Source organism: Streptococcus sp. GP0011 (genome assembly GCF_030546305.1).
Lineage (GTDB): Bacteria > Bacillota > Bacilli > Lactobacillales > Streptococcaceae > Streptococcus.
This window is the reverse complement of sequence record NZ_JAUONR010000009.1, coordinates 60,899-77,011: the sequence shown is the minus strand read 5'-3', so window position 1 is coordinate 77,011 and position 16,113 is coordinate 60,899. Positions and strand designations below refer to the sequence as shown.

Sequence of the window (16,113 nt, the reverse complement as noted above, 5' to 3'; positions counted from 1 at the left end):
TTTTATGAAACCATTAACAAGTATATCGATCAAAAACTCTCTGAAAAGGATTCACAAAAAGATCTCGTAAAAGAAAATGAAGCAGACAAGGATTGAGGACAATGAACTGAATCGGTTTTTACGCCGTGTTTTTCTTGTATCTTCCTCTTTCTTACTTATAGCAGGTTGTTTTTGCTTGAATAAGAAATAAATTAGAAGTTCTATCATCTAAGAAAAATGATGAACAAAAAATCATTTAACTAATGGTGTGAACGTTTAGTGTTTATCAGCTCCATTCTCTGTAATTTTGGGGGTAAAATCCACACCATTCGGATAAAATTAGTTGAATTTGATTGGAAAAAAGCTTTTATAAAAGCGGAGAAAAGTCTTGATATTACGCTGTTTTTAGTCCAACTGAAATTCATACTTTCCAAACCAGGCTTGAAAAAGGCCCGTAAAGCATCACAATTTAGTAAACGTTAATTCGTTACTGGACAGCAGAATACAAACGAAAACACTTTGCATCTTGCAAGGTGTTTTTTTCTATGAGAACTGGCGGTGCGCAATTAGGATAGCTCTAGCGACTTTAGTCGCATAGAGATATGCTATGCACAGTTGCCTCAAGAAAACAATGCTTCTTGGTCCACCCTGTTAGACAAGCTTCAAAACCAAGGAATCCAACAGATTTCTCTTGTAGTTACAGATGGCTTTAAGGGGCTTGAGCAGATTATCAGTCAGGCTCACCCATTAGCTAAACAACAATGTTGCTTAATTCATATTAGTCGAAATCTAGCTAGTAAAGTGAAACGAGCAGATAGAGCGGTTATTCTGGGGCAATTTATAATGATTTATCGTGCTGAAAATTTAGAAATGGCAGGACAAGCTTTAGAGGACTTTCTCGCCGAATGGAAACCAAAGTATAGGAAAGTCATGGAAAGTCTGGAGAAGACGGATAATCTTTTAACTTTTTATCAGTTTCCCTACCAGATTTGGCACAGCATGTATTCGACAAACCTCATTGAGTCTCTTAACAAAGAAATCAAACATCAAACGAAAAAGAAGGTTCTTTTTCCTAATGAGGAGGCTCTGGAACGTTACTTAGTTACGTTGTTTGAAGATTATAATTTCAAGCAAAGTCAACGAATCCATAAAGGGTTTGGTCAATGTTCTGATACACTTGAAAGCTTATTTAATTAACACTCCGTAACTCTACTTAAGTGTTTACACATAATTATTGACAGTATCAAAAAATAAAGTATATTGTTTTCATCATAATATAATTAAATATCAGTATAGAGAATTTTATCTATATATCAGATATCAGCAATTGCTTTTGCTGTCATTTTTCGCTACAATAGTTACAAGGAGGAAATAAACATGTTAAAAGAAGTATTAAACGTCGCAAAAGTTGCGAAAAAATCATCTCTCTTCTTAGGAGGGGTAGCATTTGGGACGCTTGGCTTGAAAGTCTTAGCAAGTAAAGAAGCTAAGAAAGGCTATTCTAAGGCCTTGGCTAAAGCTTACAAATTGAAAGATGGACTGGATGCATCTGTTTCTGTTGTAAAACAACACGGTGATGATGTTTTACAAGACGCTAAATATTTATACGAACAGGAAAAGAAAGAAGAACAATTAGATAGCCTGACAGGTGAATAATATGTCTTTTAAAGTGCTACACAGAGGATATCAACATATCCGATTATCGTCCTCGTTTTCACTGACCTTGGATATTCAAGATTATCTTCGTTCCTTGGCTAAAGATGAAAAAGGGATCGACTCTATTCAGTTTTATATGGATCAGCAGCACTTTACTCTACGTATGAAAGAAGGCTTCTCTGTATTAGAAAATGCAGAGGCCTTTTTAAAAAAAATTGACAAGGGGAAAGTTTCGGACTTGATGACTCTTCCCATTCGTAGAGAAGAGAGTGCTTATTCAATTGTATCGGGTGCAGCGATTAAGCGTTTGCTGTTTCGAAGTTTTGTACCCTACCCTATTCGTTATATTTGGACTTGTTATCAGGCTTTGGGTTATGTCAAAGAAGCCTATCAAACTTTAGCGCGCAAGGAACTAACCATGGAGGTCTTGGACTGTTCGGCCATTTTGTTGTCCTTGTTTATGAACCAATCCAAGACAGCTAGCAACATCATGTTTATGCTTGATTTGGGTAATCATCTGGATCAGTGGTCTTTAAAAAAAACAGCAACAGATTTGGAACAAAGCCTTCTTGCTAAAGAAAGTGATGTTTTCTTAGTGCGGGGAGACATGGTCATCAGCATCAAGAGTTCTGATGTTCAAGTAGGTGATGTATTAGTTGTCTCCCAAGGGAATGAAATCTTGTTTGACGGCCAAGTGGTTTCAGGATTAGGCATGGTCAATGAGAGTTCCTTGACTGGAGAGAGCTTCCCTGTTGAAAAGAAAGAGGGAGATTCTGTATGTGCGAATACTGTTTTGGAAACAGGAGAGTTAAGAATTCGTGTGACTGATAATCAGATAAACAGTCGTATTTTGCAACTCATCAATCTGATGAAAAAATCTGAAGAGAGTAAGAAGACAAAACAACGTCATTTTATTAGGATGGCAGACAAGGTTGTAAAATATAACTTCTTAGGTGCTGGTTTGACTTATCTGTTAACAGGTTCGTTTTCAAAAGCCATTTCCTTTTTATTGGTGGATTTTTCATGTGCTCTAAAAATATCCACACCTGTAGCCTACCTTACGGCCATAAAGGAAGGTCTAAATCGAGAAATGGTTATTAAAGATGGTGATGTATTAGAAAAATATCTGGAAGTGGATACTTTCTTGTTTGATAAAACGGGTACCATCACGACGAGTTATCCTTTGGTTGAAAAGGTTCTTCCTTTCGGAGATTATACTGAGAAAGATATTTTAAGAATAAGTGCATGTTTGGAGGAACATATCTATCATCCTATTGCCAATGCAATTGTTAAACAAGCTGAAATTGAAGGCATTGAACACGAAGAAATGCATGGCAAGCTTCAGTATGTTGCAAGCAAAGGGATTAAATCGCAAATTGATGGTCAATCGGTTGTCATTGGAAATTATGTACTAATGCAAGACGAACAGGTAAGAATTAGTTCTGAGCAGCTGGCCTTGATTGAGCAATATAAGACTCATTACAATTTATTGTTTTTGGCTTATAAGAAAGAATTAATTGGGATGTTTTGTATCCACACTCCCTTGAGAAGCGAGGCGAAAGTTGCATTGAAAAAGCTAAAGCGCCAAGGGAAAAAACTGATTCTGGCAACTGGTGATACGTTGGCTAGAACAGAAGAGTTGGTTAAAGATCTGCCATTTGACAACGTTTATACTGATTTAAAACCAGATGGTAAGTTTCAGTTGGTTCAGGAATTACAGAAAGCTGGCCGAACTATTTTGATGGTTGGAGACGGGTTAAACGACTCTGCTGCCTTGACGCTTGCAGATATTGGGGTTGTGATGAATGAAAGTGCTGATATTTCTAAGCAGATGAGTGATATTTTATTATTAGATAATCGTTTAGATTTCTTCGAGGAATTGAATTCTTTATCTGAATCGTTGCAGAAATTAATTCAAAGAAATATTCAAGAAACAGTTGTAATAAATGGAAGTTTAATTGGATTTGGGTTGTTAAATTGGTTAAGCCCATCTAATCTTTCGATATTGCACAATCTGACTACTTTAAGAATCGTCCTTCGTAGTCTTTCTATTAAAAGTAGGTAAGAGACCGAGAAGCTGAGGTTATAAAAACTAAAAGGAGTTGTCTCATTTGAGAATAACGGCTCTTTGTCAACTGTAGTGGGTTGATGGAAAATTATACCCTGGAGAGGACCAAATTGGTTCTCTCCTTTTAAATATTGAAAAAACCATTGGCAGTGGACATACTTTAAGACTATATATTTCTGAAACTAGTTTCACAATACAAATATTGACATGCAATTATTAATTGGTGGATTTTAAGTTGACATCTACAAAGGTTAATGTTAGAATACATTCAAAAATATATTTGAATGAGGTGTTTTATGATTCAAAATATTGTTACTTCAATAATCCTGTATTCTGGGACAGCCGTAGACTTACTTATTATCCTAATGTTATTTTTTGCCAAAAGAAAAAGCAGAAAGGACATCATTAACATCTATTTAGGACAATTTCTAGGCTCTGTTAGTCTAATATTCCTAAGTTTGCTTTTTGCATTTGTCTTAAATTATATTCCTAGTAAAGAGATTTTAGGCTTACTCGGTTTGATTCCAATTTTCCTAGGCCTCAAAGTTTTGCTTTTAGGAGATTCTGATGGAGAAGCTATTGCAAAAGATGGTTTGCGAAAAGACAATAAAAACCTGATTTTTCTAGTCGCTATGATTACTTTTGCAAGTTGTGGCGCTGACAATATTGGTGTCTTTGTCCCATATTTTACCACCTTAAATTTAGCGAATTTGATAGTGACTTTACTTACTTTTCTAGTCATGATTTATCTCTTGGTTTTTTCTGCCCAAAAATTAGCACAAGTCCCTTCTGTTGGAGAAACTTTGGAAAAATATAGCAGATGGTTTATTGCCGTTGTCTATTTAGGATTGGGGATGTATATCCTGATTGAAAACAACAGCTTTGACATGCTATGGGCTGTGTTAGGCTAGGAGAAAAAATTATGAAAAAAGATAGTATCTGTCAAGTGGATGTTATAAATCAACAAAATGTTACAACCGCAACGAACTACCTTGAAAAGGAAAAAGTCCAAAAATCACTTCGCATTTTATCAAAATTTACCGATAATAAACAGATAAATATCATCTTTTATCTCCTTGCCGTCGAAGAACTCTGTGTCTGCGATATAGCCTGTTTATTAAATCTCAGTATGGCATCTGCCTCCCACCATCTTCGTAAACTAGCCAATCAAAACATCTTGGACACTAGAAGAGAGGAGAAAATTATATATTATTTTATAAAAGATGAGGAAATCAGAGATTTTTTTAATCAACTAGGATAACAACTATTTTTACTACTTTTCCATGATTATAGGGAGATTATATATGAAATTTTTTGATGAAAATTACTCACAAGAAATACCTGCTCGTATCAAATGTTTAAGAAAAAAGTATAATTTAAAGCAAAGCGACCTAGGTAATGCAGGTCAAGTTAGCCAAGTTGAAAAGGGAGAAATTTGAAAGAATTTGTATCTTTTATTTTTTGTTTCATTTATGCCCTATGCTACTGGAATAGTTAGTAGCATAGGGCACAGCTCTTTTATGGACTGATCGTTATTGTTTCAACGGTAGCAAACTGGTTTTTACATAAAGTAATTGATAAACCCAATATAGATCAGAAAGAAATACTTGAAGCTACCGCACAATATAGGAAGTTATTGATACCTGACTTAATAATTAAAGGAGTGGGATTGATTCTATCCTTAATTCTCTATCCTCCGATTATGATGTATAGTATTTTAATTGCGGCATTTTACATCATAACTTTAAAAACACTATCCGAAAAAAGAGTGAATAACTAAAAAACGGTGACCAAAGTTAGGTGTATTATTTTAATGCTTAGAGACCTAAACTATTCCCCTATTTTAAAAATATTGATTCAGATTTTATGAAATTAAAAAGTAGATATTGTTCAGAAAATCCTTGATATTACGCTGTTTTTAGTCCAACTGAAACTCATACTTTCCAAACCAGGTTTTAAGTTTAATAGAGTACTTTTAGAAAATCTAGATAATGTATGAATCTCTACCTTTTTTAGACTGTTATAAAGTATGTCAGAATAAGCTTTGTAAGAGTAGAAGTTAATTTTTACAGAAGTGAAGTAAGCATACCTAACTCAAAACGCCTTACTGGGCGTTTTTTGCTTTATTTACTGGCAGTCTTTAGCTTTTCAGGAGAGATTTATGGCGTATTATCTTTGGATGTTTCCTCTACTTTTTATCTTTCACGATATGGAAGAAATTATCGGTCTTGTCCCTTGGATCCGTCTCAACGAAACCTTGCTTGCCCAAAAGGCGCCAACTATTCTCAAAATCCACAAGGAAATGACAACAGAGGGATTTGCCCTTGCTGTTTTTGAAGAATTTTTCCTTGTCTTATCCATCACTTTATTAGCGTATTTTACTCAATCTAGAGTTCTTGAACTAGTTTGGCTAGGGGGATTTGTGGCCTTTGCACTTCATCTCTTGCTCCATATCGGACAATCAATCCTTCTTCGCAAGTATATCCCTGCTCTGATTACTTCTACCATTTGTTTTCCTGTCAGTGCTTATTTGATTACAGACATTGTACATTTATGGCGAGTTTCGACCAGCGAATTTTTCCTATTTTCACTGGTCGGTTCAGGCATCGTCGTCATCAATCTCCTCTTTGCTCTCTGGCTTGGGAGAAAGTATTCCACCTGGCTTGTTCACAAAAACGAATAAAATCCCCTGCAAATCTACATTGCAGAGGATTTATTTTTATTCTTGTACTTCTTTCTGAGCAGCCTTTCCTTGGTCTAGAAGGGCTTGGACGATTTTCTCATCGCGGAGTTTAACAGAATCGTTGATCATTTCTGCGGATTTGACGATGGTTGTTTCTAGTTGAGCACGTTTCTGACGTCCCAACTCAATGGCAGCAACGATACCTTGGTTTTGAGCGACTAGACTTTCAGCAAGTTTGGTGACGGATTCAACAGCTACTGTTGGACTTTGGGCAATTCGTTCCATCTGCGGAATCACTTCCTTGCTGGTTTCAGCTAGCATCTGAAGGGCGGCATTGTTGGCATTGACAATGGCATCTGCCACGACACCTGATTTCATCGATTGTTGCAAAATACCAAGTTGAGCAATCGAAAGCTTCATGGTTGGAATGGTATTGCGACGAAGCATGCCCAATTTTTGGCGCATGTCCGATGAAACTTTGACGAGATTACGCATTTGTGGAGTCGTCGTCCAAGCTACGTAAAGGCGACTAACATACTCTGTATGTTGTTGTTCCAGTGTATTGACCACTTCAGCCATACGAGCTAATTCTTGGGACTTGGTTTGATATTCTACCGTACTTGAATCTAGTTGGTCAACTTGAGCCTTCAGTTCTGCAGCACGATTGCCAGCTTCTGTCTGGCTTGCTTCTATAAAGGAAATAACTCCCACTAGATTTTCAATGGATTTGGTATTGTCCTCAATCAGCATTTCAGCAGAAACAATATTTCGCGCCAGCACATCTTCTTGCTTGACCACAGCAGCAGCCATGCCATCTAGCTTTTGCTCAACTGTTTTTGAGTCAAAATAAAATTCTTGCAGACTGTTCTGGCTCTTTTTAAACAATTTTTGCAAAAAGTTTGGCTTTTCTTCCAACTCTGCAATTTCAGCATTCTTATATTTGGCTACAAAACCTTGGAGCTCACGGTTGGTATTTTTCAGCAGGTCATCCACCTGAGGAATTTGCAGTTTCTTCTGCTCGGTCAAAATACGGTTAACCGTACCATTGACACCTTCCACCGCTGATTGACCAAAGTCCAAGAGAGCATTTTGGTCTGTGACAAACTGATCCACCAACTGAGGGACGCGCGCCTTGATTTGCTCTTGTTGCTCAGGACTTAGCTTTTCAAGAAAGGTGATCGTCTGGGCTGAGCCTGTATTGGTCTCGATGATTTCGGTTGTCTTGTCCACTTTGGCCACTGTATTATTAGCAATCTGATCAATATCAAAATTAAATTCTGTCATGGTTACTCCTTTGTGTCTACCCTATTCTTTGCGATCTTTTCCTAAGATACGCAGGCTAATATCAAAATCGCGCATATCTGTTTCATTGAGCTCTCTCAAAACTTGGTCTAGTTCAAGGTCAAATTGTTCGATAGCTGCTTTAGCTTGTTCCAAGCGTTCTTCCGCCCGATTATAATTTTTTGGATTTGCCTTAATCTTTAAATAGCCCTCTAAAATTGTTTGGAATTTCTCCATTTTTAAACTATGGATGGCTGTCAGCTCTTCTTTGGCTCCAACATCCGATGACTCGATTTTGTCAAGAATCGCTTGATGGTCCGCAGCAATATTTGCCAAGGTCTGAGACAATTCAGGCGCCAATTCTTCGGGCTCCTTGTTTTCGATGTCTACCAGACTCTCTCTTTCTAGTCGCTCTAGCTGGACGTCTATGGTCGCCCTTACTGAGCGAACCTTTTTATCAATGCGACTATAAACAGCTTCGTCAATATAAGATTTTAAACGATTAGCCTCTTGATGAATTTCTTGAAGTTCAATCAAGACCTGGTTAGCTAGGCTTTTATAGGCTGCTGAGCCTTTCTCAGACAAGGTCTCTTCTAACTGCTGGATATCTTTATCAGCCTGACGAATCCGCGCTTTTAAAAGCTCAATCTGATCTTCCAAAGAACGATCCTTCAAAAGAGGATAACGCCAACGCTTATAGGCTAGATAAGCCCCGAAACCTATCAAACCACAAATTGCCAAAGGCAGAGCTACCTGAACCAAGAGACCCAGCAAAAACAAGCCACCCCAGAAATAAAGGCATCCTTTCAATAATACATTACCCGATTTCATAAACATTCCTTATCTTAAGTTTATAAATCTATTTTAGCACAAAAGCTGAAAATGAGGGCGGAAAAGTCAACTAAAACACGGATTTCTTTACACTATAGCTAGAAAGATTCTCAGTGAATAAAAGCACTCCTTTTGACATTGCCCAAACCCAGAAATCAACATTTTAAGACAAAGCAAAAAGCCCACTGTTGTAGGCTTTCTGTAAGATATTTCTTAAAATTAAAGCATTTTGTTGTAGAATTCAACGACAAGTGCTTCGTTGATTTCTGGGTTGATTTCGTCGCGTTCTGGCAAGCGAGTCAATGAACCTTCCAATTTCTCAGCATCGAATGATACGAATGCTGGACGTCCAAGAGTAGCTTCTACTGCTTCAAGGATTGCTGGAACTTTCAATGATTTTTCACGAACTGAGATCACTTGACCTGGAGTTACACGGTATGATGGGATATCAACGCGTTTTCCGTCCACAAGGATGTGACCGTGGTTTACGAATTGACGAGCTTGACGACGAGTAGTCGCAAGGCCAAGACGGTAAACAACGTTATCCAAACGACGTTCCAAAAGAAGCATGAAGTTGAAACCTAGGATTCCGCCTTTGATCTTAGTAGCTTGTACGAACAAGTTACGGAATTGTTTTTCACCTACACCGTAAGTGAAACGAAGTTTTTGTTTTTCAGCCAATTGCAAACCGTATTCTGACAATTTAGAACGGTTGTTTGGTCCGTGTTGTCCTGGTACGTAGTTACGACGTGCCAATTCTTTACCTGTACCTGTAAGTGAAAGGCCAAGGCGACGAGCTTGTTTCCAAGATGGTCCTGTATAACGTGACATATGTATGTCCTCCTGATATAAATAATATTTGGCGGAAATAGTCACTTAGAAAGCCCTGATTCGTGCAGATGCCCTTCGCCTAAACAGCCAAAGGTTACTTGTCATAAGACACCTGTTGACGAGCTTCATGCTTTCCTGCTGCTATTTCACACAAAGGCTATTGTACCATGAAAAGCTAGATTTGTAAAGGGATTTTACGGCTTTATTTCAAATTGAGGCTGAATGTAAACTTGCTTCCTAAGCCATATTGACTTTCTGCTGTGATTTCGCCACCAAGCTGATGGGCTAGTTCGCGTGCAATCGCAAGTCCTAATCCATGTCCACCCGTCTTCATATTTCGCGAAGTTTCTACACGATAAAGTCGTTTAAAAATCTTTTCCAAATCTTCAGGAAGGATCCCCTGTCCCTCGTCTTTCACACTGATTGTCAGTTCTTGTTCTGTTAATTGGGCAAGAACCTCGATTCTGGTTCCTGGTTCTGAATATTTAAAGGCATTGTTTAACAAATTGACCAGAATGCGAGAAAGTTTGTCAGAATGGCTCTTGATTTTCGCTGACTCAGGTGATACTTGAATGTAAACATCCCGCTCCTCTTGTTCAATCTGGAGTTGAAATTCACTCATTGACTCAATCAACAGCTGATCTAAAAAGACCTCTTCGACTTCTTCATCGGCAGTATCTTGAGGTTGGGTGTTAAGAGTCAGAACATCCAATTCCTCCACTAGCTTGTTTAGACGCTCGGTTTGCCGACCAATCGTGGTTAAGTAGTGGAGCCGTTCCTCTTCCTTAATCACTCCATCTAGAATTCCCTCCACAGTAACCTGAATGGAGGTAATGGGAGTTTTAATATCGTGAGAGAGCTGCGCAATCATCATTCTCTTTTCTTGCTCGCTCTCATCAAGTGATTGAAAGGTAGCTTGCAAATTGTGAGACATGTCATTAAAAGCCTGGCCCAGCTCTTGAAATTCTAATGGGCCTTTGGTTTCAATTTCTGTGCTGAAATCCTTGCTTGCTATATCCTGAGCTTGTTTTTTCAAATGTTTCAGAGAAGAGAACACTGGCGACAAAAGAAAGATGCTCACTGCAGCGCCAATGAAACTAGCAATCAAGGTCATTCCAACTAGAAAGTAAACTTCACTTTTCTCAATCAACATTCGTTGGACTGCCCAGAAAACGACCAAAATCGTTAGTAGAGTCGACACTAGATACCCCACTAAAATATAGTTTTTTAATTTCATTTTCTACCTCTTGGTCTTTCCATCTTATAGCCCAAACCCCAGACAGTTTTGATAGCAGGAGCATTGGAATTCGTATACTTGGTCAACTCTTGCCTCAAAGCATGGATATGAACATTGAGTGTATTGGTATCATCCACATAGTCCTCTTGCCATACCTTCTCATAAAGTTCCGTCTTTGAAAAGACTCTCTCAGGATTGCTGGCTAATACCCATAGAAGTTCAAAGGATTTTACTGTCAATTCCAATGGTTGCTCCCCAATGCGAACCTCATGAGTCACATGGTTGATTACCAAGTCACCAAACTCGATCTGTTCTGTCTCTCCTCCACGGCTAAGGCGACGCAAGATATTATTCACTCTTAAAACCAATTCGCGTGGGCTAAAGGGTTTGACTATAAAATCATCTGCCCCCAAACTTAATCCATAAATCTTATCCTGTTCGCTTGTCTTAGCAGTTGTAAAGAGGAAGGGTTGATCCGGAGCGATATACTGAACTTCGCTGATAAAATCATAACCGTCCATATTGGGCATCATGATATCTGTGATAATGAGGTCGATAGATTTTTTTCTGAAAAGTTCTAATCCCTCCTTACCATCATGGGCGACCAAAACATCGTAACCGGCCTGTATAAGATAGCGGTTTTGAATATCTAGAATATCTATCTCATCATCAACCAGCAAAATTGTCTTTTTCATCTGACACTCCTTCGATAAAAACAGTGTTATACTTGCTTTAGTATAACACTATTTTCCCTAATGTTTAAGTGATTTGAATCTTAATCTTCTCGTTTGGTTGTCAAACCCAAAAGTCCAACAAGACCTGCCAAGGCTAGACCAAAGATACCAAGGCCAGCTGTAGCTGTTTGAGCTTCCCCAGTATTTGGTAGCATCGCTTTATCATCTTTTTTCATCATATTAGCCATTGGGCTAGAAGCTGGTTGATCTACTTTCATATCTGACATATGGTGATTTGTACCCATCATACCCTCAGTCGTACCTGTAGAGCCTGTTTCAGAAGGCTTCGTATTCATCTGACCTTGTTGAGATGGTATTGTCGCCATTTCTTTTCCACGAAGTCGAATCGTTACTTGTCGAGTAGCAATCAGATTGGTCAAATCAGGTTTGCCATCTTTAGATCCATAGACTTTAACAGTAGCTAGGTATGTATGGGTTCCGTTAGCTCGAAGTTGATCCAGCAAGGCCTGACCATCTTTGCCAACCGTATTGCCATTCAAATCCACTTCGTAGAAATATTGACCTTTAGCCAAGCCTTCAAGTGGCAATAGAGCAGGATTTTTAGCTGTTCCGTTGTCGGACCATGGAGCCTTATCGGATGCTTTCAAGATCAGGCGAGTCAACATGCCATCACCAGCAAAGAATTCGTATGGAATGACTTGGTTGACACCAGCTGTAAATGGACCTGGGAAATTGGCTCTATCCAAGTAAGAAGCTGGGACATCTACTGTGTCTTTGGTGTTGTCAGCCACACCCTTTTGCACTTCAGCTGGGGTGGTCAAGCCATTCAAGTTAACATCCAAATCTTTAGTCGCTACCAGATTAGTTAAGTCAGGCTTGCCGTCTTTTGCACCGTACACCTTGATAGTAGCTTTATAGCTTTGTGTACCATTTTGTTTCAAAAGGTCAAGAAGCTCTTTATCAGATTTTCCTTGGGTGCCGGCCAAGTCCACTTCGTAAAAGTAAAGGCCTTTGCCCAATTTCTCTACTGGTGGGAGAGCGGGATTTTTAGCTGTTCCGTTGTCGGACCATGGAGCCTTATCGGATGCTTTCAAGATCAGGCGAGTCAACATGCCATCACCAGCAAAGAATTCGTATGGAATGACTTGGTTGACACCAGCTGTAAATGGACCTGGGAAATTGGCTCTATCCAAGTAAGAAGCTGGGACATCTACTGTATCTTTGGTGTTGTCAGCCACACCTTTTTGCACTTCAGCTGGGGTGGTCGCTGGTTGCGCTTCACTAGCTTCACGGTCTTGTCCAGAAACTGTAGACGCAGGACTTTCCACAGGTTTAACTGCATCTTCTGTTTGTTTCTTAGAGTCAGGTTGTGCTTGTACTTCTTCTTTTGGCGCTACTGCAGGTTCTTTAGCAGTTGCGTCCGCTTTTTCTGAAGAGCTTGTGGTATCCAAGCTTGCTTTAGGTGCTGAGTCTGCTTGTTCTGAAGGAAGAGCTACATCGACTGCGTTTTTGAGAACCTCTGCTGGTAAGTCGTTCTTTTCACTCACCGAAGCAGCGTCTGGCACGACTTGGGCAGGAGTCGGATTGACGACATCAGCACGTGCAGAACTTGGTTGACCGACTAGGACAAAGAAGCCACTAGCCACAACAACTGAAGCAACACCGACACTGAGACGGCGAATAGACCAACGAGTATATCTCTGATTTGGATTGAATTTCATAGGATTCTCCTTAGAGTTTTCTTTTTTTTATGACTCTAGTATAATCTCCTAAAATTAAAAAGGATTAAGAAAAAGTTAAAATTTTTCTTAAATCCCTCTTATAAAATACTTATATTGACTCGTTAATTATTTGGAAAGAGAGTACCCTTCCTCTCCTACTCACTCAGTTCAGCTAGGGTGTCCAAATGTTGGTTATTAATGACGGCCATGATGTAGGCATCTGCCTGCAAGAGGTCATTAGGTCCGAATTGGACATCCAGAGGAGCATTTTCGTAGGCACGAAAACCTAGTACGTTGAGGTTGTATCGCCCACGCAAATCTAACTGACTGAGGCTTTTACCTACCCATGATTGGGGGATTTTCATCTCGACAATCGATACATTCTTGTCTAGCTGAAAGACGTCTACGCTGTTATGAAAGAGGATGGTCTGTGCCAATGAGCGTCCCATTTCAAACTCTGGTGAAATAACTGCGTCTGCACCAATTTTTTCCAACACCTTTTTAGCTGTATGGCTTTTGACCTTGGCAATGACGGTCGGCACTCCTAGACTCTTGCAGTGCATAACCGCGAGAACACTGGACTCCAGATTTTCCCCCGTTGCGACAACTACGGTATCACAGGTGTCAATCCCCGCTGATAGAAGGAGTTCTTCATCCGTGATATCTCCAACTACTCCACGCGCCAACACTGGTTCAAATTGATTAATGCGTTCCTCGTGGTCATCAATAGCAATGATATTCATGTCATGCTTGGCTAGGGCAGCCAAAACACTGCTCCCAAAAATTCCCAAGCCTAAAATTCCAATTGTCCGATCTGACATCGTTTTTCCTTTCTTATCCGATAGTGATATCTGCTTTCATATAGTGAATCGTATCTTTCTTGTCTGGCTGGTATTCCGCTACACTGACCAGTAGTGTCAAGGGACCAATACGACCGATAAACATCAACAACATAACGATGCTGAGGGCTAACTTACCTAACTCCGGAGTTAAATTTGCCGTCACTCCAACTGTCGCAAGGGCTGAAATGGTCTCAAACATGAGGTAGATAAAGCGCGGATTTCCCTCTGCTGTTATTCCTAGCAGGATCAAGCCCAGCAAGAAGGTCAGCAAGAAGATAATAAAGACACTGAAAGACTTTTGTACGGTTCGGGGTTCAATGGTCCTCCGAGCCACATTAGCATGAGGCAAGCCCAATAGTTCACTACGAGCAAAGACCAACAAGACAAAGAAGGTCGTAATCTTGAGCCCCCCTGCTGTCCCTCCAGGTGCCCCGCCCAGAAACATCTGCAAGATGTAGATCAGCAAGGTAACTGGTCGAGCCTGAGTGTAGTCAATGGAAGCAAAACCTGCCGTTCTCATGCTGACGGTCTGAAAGAAACTAACCAGCAATTTCTCTGGAGCGCTGAGATTTCCAATCGTTCCAGGATTGTTCCACTCGATGAACAAAGTCGATACGGTTCCAAAGAGCAAAATTCCCGCCGTTAAAAAGAGAACCAGCTTGGTATGAAAGCGAAGACGGCGTTTTTTCTTCTTCCCAAACTGGGTCGCTAGGTCAAACCAGACCATAAATCCTAGACCACCCGTGATAATCAAACCTGCAATCACTAGATTGATCAAGGGGTCCGTTTGAAAGGCTACCAAACTCGTACTCCCAAAATTATCAAATCCAGCATTGCAAAAAGCTGAAACAGCCAAAAAGATAGAGGTTAAAATCCCTCGTCCCCAGCCAAATTCAGGAATAAAGCGGAAACTCAAGAGAAAGGCTCCGAGCCCTTCCACTAGAAACGTCGTCAGAAAGATTGAACGGATGAAATCCTTTAGAGACTGGGTTTCTCCATAACTGAAACTTTCTTGAATAGTCTCACGACCACGAAGACTGAGCTTTTGCTTGCCTTGGATATAAAAGATTCCGATAAAGGTCATGAGACCCAAACCGCCAATCTGGATCAAGAGCATACAGATCAACTGGCCCCAGATATTATAAGTCGAAGCCACTGGCAGAGTGAAGAGCCCTGTCACACAGACCATTGACACGGTCGTAAAGAGATGGTCAAAGTAGGTCGCTTGTGACGTTTCTGCTTGCACAAAGGGGAGGCTTAAAAGGAGCGAACCCAGGAAGATAACTAGGGCAAAACTTAAAAAGATGCGACGGGCTGGCGACAAGCGTCCCAGTGTCGTCTTGATTTTTTCCAAAAAAGATTTGAATAACATAACTACATTCTACCATAAAAACAGTAAGAACACTCACATGTGGTGCACAATGGCAAGACAGAGTTCGAGTGCCTTATCAAAAGCTTCTGAGCCCCAGTCACGACTGTCGTAGTTGTCCAGATCCGCTAAGGAATCTGCAGTAAAGAGCAATTCTCCCCAGACAACACCACGTAGCTGAGCCACTGCCGCAAGAGCCGAGCACTCCATTTCCACAACAGCGCAGCCTTCTTCCTTGCGATAGGCAACCTTTTCAGCCGTCTCTCGGTAAAAACCATCTGTCGTCCAGGTCATAACTTCCTCATAAGGAATGCCTCTTTGCTCCAAAACTTGCTCAATGGCAGAGACAGCCTCAATCTGCATCTCCATATAACGAGAAGGCGCTACATAATGGTAGCTGGTCCCCTCATCTCGCAAAGCGCGAACAGGGACGAGAAAGGCATTTCCCTCTATATCGGCTAGGACACCACAGGTTCCAGTGGAAATGATTTGCTCCACACCATAGCCAATCAACCAATCCATAAACTGGGCAGCTGGGGCAGAACCAACGGGCGCCTGGGCCAGACAAATCTTCTCACCCTTGTAGTTGATGACGTAGACTGGATAAGTCTTGGTGGCCGAAACGAACTCACCAACACAATCCGCCCCTACTTCCTGGGCGTAGCGGTCAATCTCCTCCTCCAAAAATGCATAGATACACTTCTTTGGCAACTTTAAGTCCAATCCCTCATGCGTTGGCATAAGGACCGCCTGGGGGTTGTCGTCAAACTCTAAAATGGGAATCGCATGTTTCTGAATCATAGCCCACCTCCTCTAATTTTGTACTATTGTATCAAAAGCTGACGAAGTGTCAAGGAGTTGTCTTTATCAATCCAGAAATCTCCTCTTCCATACACTTGAGAAATCGTTGCACCGCTGGA

General features: G+C 40.3%; 16 protein-coding genes. 7 read left to right on the top strand and 9 right to left on the bottom strand.

Annotated features, from left to right (window positions below):
- Window positions 1-573 precede the first annotated feature (573 nt).
- The 7 genes from Q4443_RS09385 to Q4443_RS09355 all read left to right on the top strand — a co-directional run bounded on the left by Q4443_RS09385 (window position 574) and on the right by Q4443_RS09355 (window position 6,386).
- Complete coding sequence (locus tag Q4443_RS09385) at window positions 574-1,176, top strand: transposase (protein WP_255260894.1); 603 nt, start codon at window positions 574-576, stop codon at window positions 1,174-1,176.
- Window positions 1,177-1,356: 180 nt separating this feature from the next.
- Window positions 1,357-1,635, top strand: coding sequence for a DUF6110 family protein (locus tag Q4443_RS09380; protein WP_002893755.1), 279 nt, complete (start codon window positions 1,357-1,359; stop codon window positions 1,633-1,635).
- Between the two features lies 1 nt (window position 1,636).
- Window positions 1,637-3,700, top strand: a complete 2,064-nt coding sequence (locus Q4443_RS09375; protein ID WP_002893754.1) for a heavy metal translocating P-type ATPase — start codon at window positions 1,637-1,639, stop codon at window positions 3,698-3,700.
- 299 nt (window positions 3,701-3,999) lie between these two features.
- Entirely contained in the window at window positions 4,000-4,614 is a 615-nt protein-coding gene (locus tag Q4443_RS09370) for a CadD family cadmium resistance transporter (RefSeq protein WP_002911684.1), read from the top strand.
- A gap of 11 nt (window positions 4,615-4,625) precedes the next feature.
- Window positions 4,626-4,964: a Cd(II)/Zn(II)-sensing metalloregulatory transcriptional regulator CadX gene (gene cadX, locus Q4443_RS09365; protein ID WP_303408312.1), complete on the top strand. Its 339-nt coding sequence runs from the start codon at window positions 4,626-4,628 to the stop codon at window positions 4,962-4,964.
- A 43-nt stretch (window positions 4,965-5,007) separates the two neighbouring features.
- A complete protein-coding gene (locus Q4443_RS09360; RefSeq protein WP_255778472.1) occupies window positions 5,008-5,142 on the top strand; it encodes a hypothetical protein in 135 nt (44 codons plus the stop codon).
- A 722-nt stretch (window positions 5,143-5,864) separates the two neighbouring features.
- Window positions 5,865-6,386 carry an HXXEE domain-containing protein gene (locus Q4443_RS09355; protein WP_255778278.1) on the top strand — a complete coding sequence of 174 codons (522 nt, stop codon included), beginning with the start codon at window positions 5,865-5,867 and terminating at the stop codon, window positions 6,384-6,386.
- Between the two features lie 36 nt (window positions 6,387-6,422).
- Here the strand turns inward: Q4443_RS09355 and Q4443_RS09350 are convergent, their stop codons facing one another.
- The 9 genes from Q4443_RS09350 to Q4443_RS09310 form a co-directional block, all read right to left on the bottom strand.
- Complete coding sequence (locus Q4443_RS09350) at window positions 6,423-7,670, bottom strand: toxic anion resistance protein (RefSeq protein WP_049519130.1); 1,248 nt, start codon at window positions 7,668-7,670, stop codon at window positions 6,423-6,425.
- A 21-nt stretch (window positions 7,671-7,691) separates the two neighbouring features.
- Window positions 7,692-8,498 (bottom strand): hypothetical protein, encoded by an 807-nt coding sequence (locus tag Q4443_RS09345; RefSeq protein ID WP_080978818.1) that lies wholly within the window; start codon window positions 8,496-8,498, stop codon window positions 7,692-7,694.
- Window positions 8,499-8,717: 219 nt separating this feature from the next.
- Window positions 8,718-9,329, bottom strand: coding sequence for a 30S ribosomal protein S4 (gene rpsD, locus Q4443_RS09340; protein ID WP_000092756.1), 612 nt, complete (start codon window positions 9,327-9,329; stop codon window positions 8,718-8,720).
- A gap of 202 nt (window positions 9,330-9,531) precedes the next feature.
- Complete coding sequence (locus Q4443_RS09335) at window positions 9,532-10,566, bottom strand: cell wall metabolism sensor histidine kinase WalK (RefSeq protein WP_042768210.1); 1,035 nt, start codon at window positions 10,564-10,566, stop codon at window positions 9,532-9,534.
- Complete coding sequence (locus Q4443_RS09330; protein WP_000751225.1) at window positions 10,563-11,261, bottom strand: response regulator transcription factor; 699 nt, start codon at window positions 11,259-11,261, stop codon at window positions 10,563-10,565. The genes Q4443_RS09335 and Q4443_RS09330 overlap by 4 nt, the downstream gene beginning before the upstream one ends.
- 80 nt (window positions 11,262-11,341) lie before the next feature.
- Window positions 11,342-12,982 (bottom strand): fibronectin-binding SSURE repeat-containing protein, encoded by a 1,641-nt coding sequence (locus tag Q4443_RS09325; RefSeq protein ID WP_213952354.1) that lies wholly within the window; start codon window positions 12,980-12,982, stop codon window positions 11,342-11,344.
- Between the two features lie 155 nt (window positions 12,983-13,137).
- Window positions 13,138-13,803, bottom strand: a complete 666-nt coding sequence (locus tag Q4443_RS09320) for a TrkA family potassium uptake protein (RefSeq protein WP_038806509.1) — start codon at window positions 13,801-13,803, stop codon at window positions 13,138-13,140.
- Window positions 13,804-13,816: 13 nt separating this feature from the next.
- Window positions 13,817-15,196 carry a TrkH family potassium uptake protein gene (locus Q4443_RS09315; protein WP_213952353.1) on the bottom strand — a complete coding sequence of 460 codons (1,380 nt, stop codon included), beginning with the start codon at window positions 15,194-15,196 and terminating at the stop codon, window positions 13,817-13,819.
- A 33-nt stretch (window positions 15,197-15,229) separates the two neighbouring features.
- On the bottom strand, window positions 15,230-15,994 hold the full coding sequence (locus tag Q4443_RS09310) for a nucleoside phosphorylase (protein WP_303408311.1): 765 nt from the start codon (window positions 15,992-15,994) through the stop codon (window positions 15,230-15,232).
- Between the last annotated feature and the right edge of the window lie 119 nt (window positions 15,995-16,113).

Excerpts from the sequence above, each read along its gene's own strand:
- Q4443_RS09380 (WP_002893755.1), top strand. The coding sequence starts at position 1,357 with ATGTTAAAAGAAGTATTAAACGTCGCAAAAGTTGCGAAAAAATCATCT.
- Q4443_RS09375 (WP_002893754.1), top strand. The coding sequence starts at position 1,637 with ATGTCTTTTAAAGTGCTACACAGAGGATATCAACATATCCGATTATCG.
- Q4443_RS09370 (WP_002911684.1), top strand. The coding sequence starts at position 4,000 with ATGATTCAAAATATTGTTACTTCAATAATCCTGTATTCTGGGACAGCC.
- cadX (WP_303408312.1), top strand. The coding sequence starts at position 4,626 with ATGAAAAAAGATAGTATCTGTCAAGTGGATGTTATAAATCAACAAAAT.
- Q4443_RS09360 (WP_255778472.1), top strand. The coding sequence starts at position 5,008 with ATGAAATTTTTTGATGAAAATTACTCACAAGAAATACCTGCTCGTATC.
- Q4443_RS09355 (WP_255778278.1), top strand. The coding sequence starts at position 5,865 with ATGGCGTATTATCTTTGGATGTTTCCTCTACTTTTTATCTTTCACGAT.
- Q4443_RS09350 (WP_049519130.1), bottom strand. The coding sequence starts at position 7,670 with ATGACAGAATTTAATTTTGATATTGATCAGATTGCTAATAATACAGTG.
- Q4443_RS09345 (WP_080978818.1), bottom strand. The coding sequence starts at position 8,498 with ATGAAATCGGGTAATGTATTATTGAAAGGATGCCTTTATTTCTGGGGT.
- rpsD (WP_000092756.1), bottom strand. The coding sequence starts at position 9,329 with ATGTCACGTTATACAGGACCATCTTGGAAACAAGCTCGTCGCCTTGGC.
- Q4443_RS09335 (WP_042768210.1), bottom strand. The coding sequence starts at position 10,566 with ATGAAATTAAAAAACTATATTTTAGTGGGGTATCTAGTGTCGACTCTA.
- Q4443_RS09330 (WP_000751225.1), bottom strand. The coding sequence starts at position 11,261 with ATGAAAAAGACAATTTTGCTGGTTGATGATGAGATAGATATTCTAGAT.
- Q4443_RS09325 (WP_213952354.1), bottom strand. The coding sequence starts at position 12,982 with ATGAAATTCAATCCAAATCAGAGATATACTCGTTGGTCTATTCGCCGT.
- Q4443_RS09320 (WP_038806509.1), bottom strand. The coding sequence starts at position 13,803 with ATGTCAGATCGGACAATTGGAATTTTAGGCTTGGGAATTTTTGGGAGC.
- Q4443_RS09315 (WP_213952353.1), bottom strand. The coding sequence starts at position 15,196 with ATGTTATTCAAATCTTTTTTGGAAAAAATCAAGACGACACTGGGACGC.
- Q4443_RS09310 (WP_303408311.1), bottom strand. The coding sequence starts at position 15,994 with ATGATTCAGAAACATGCGATTCCCATTTTAGAGTTTGACGACAACCCC.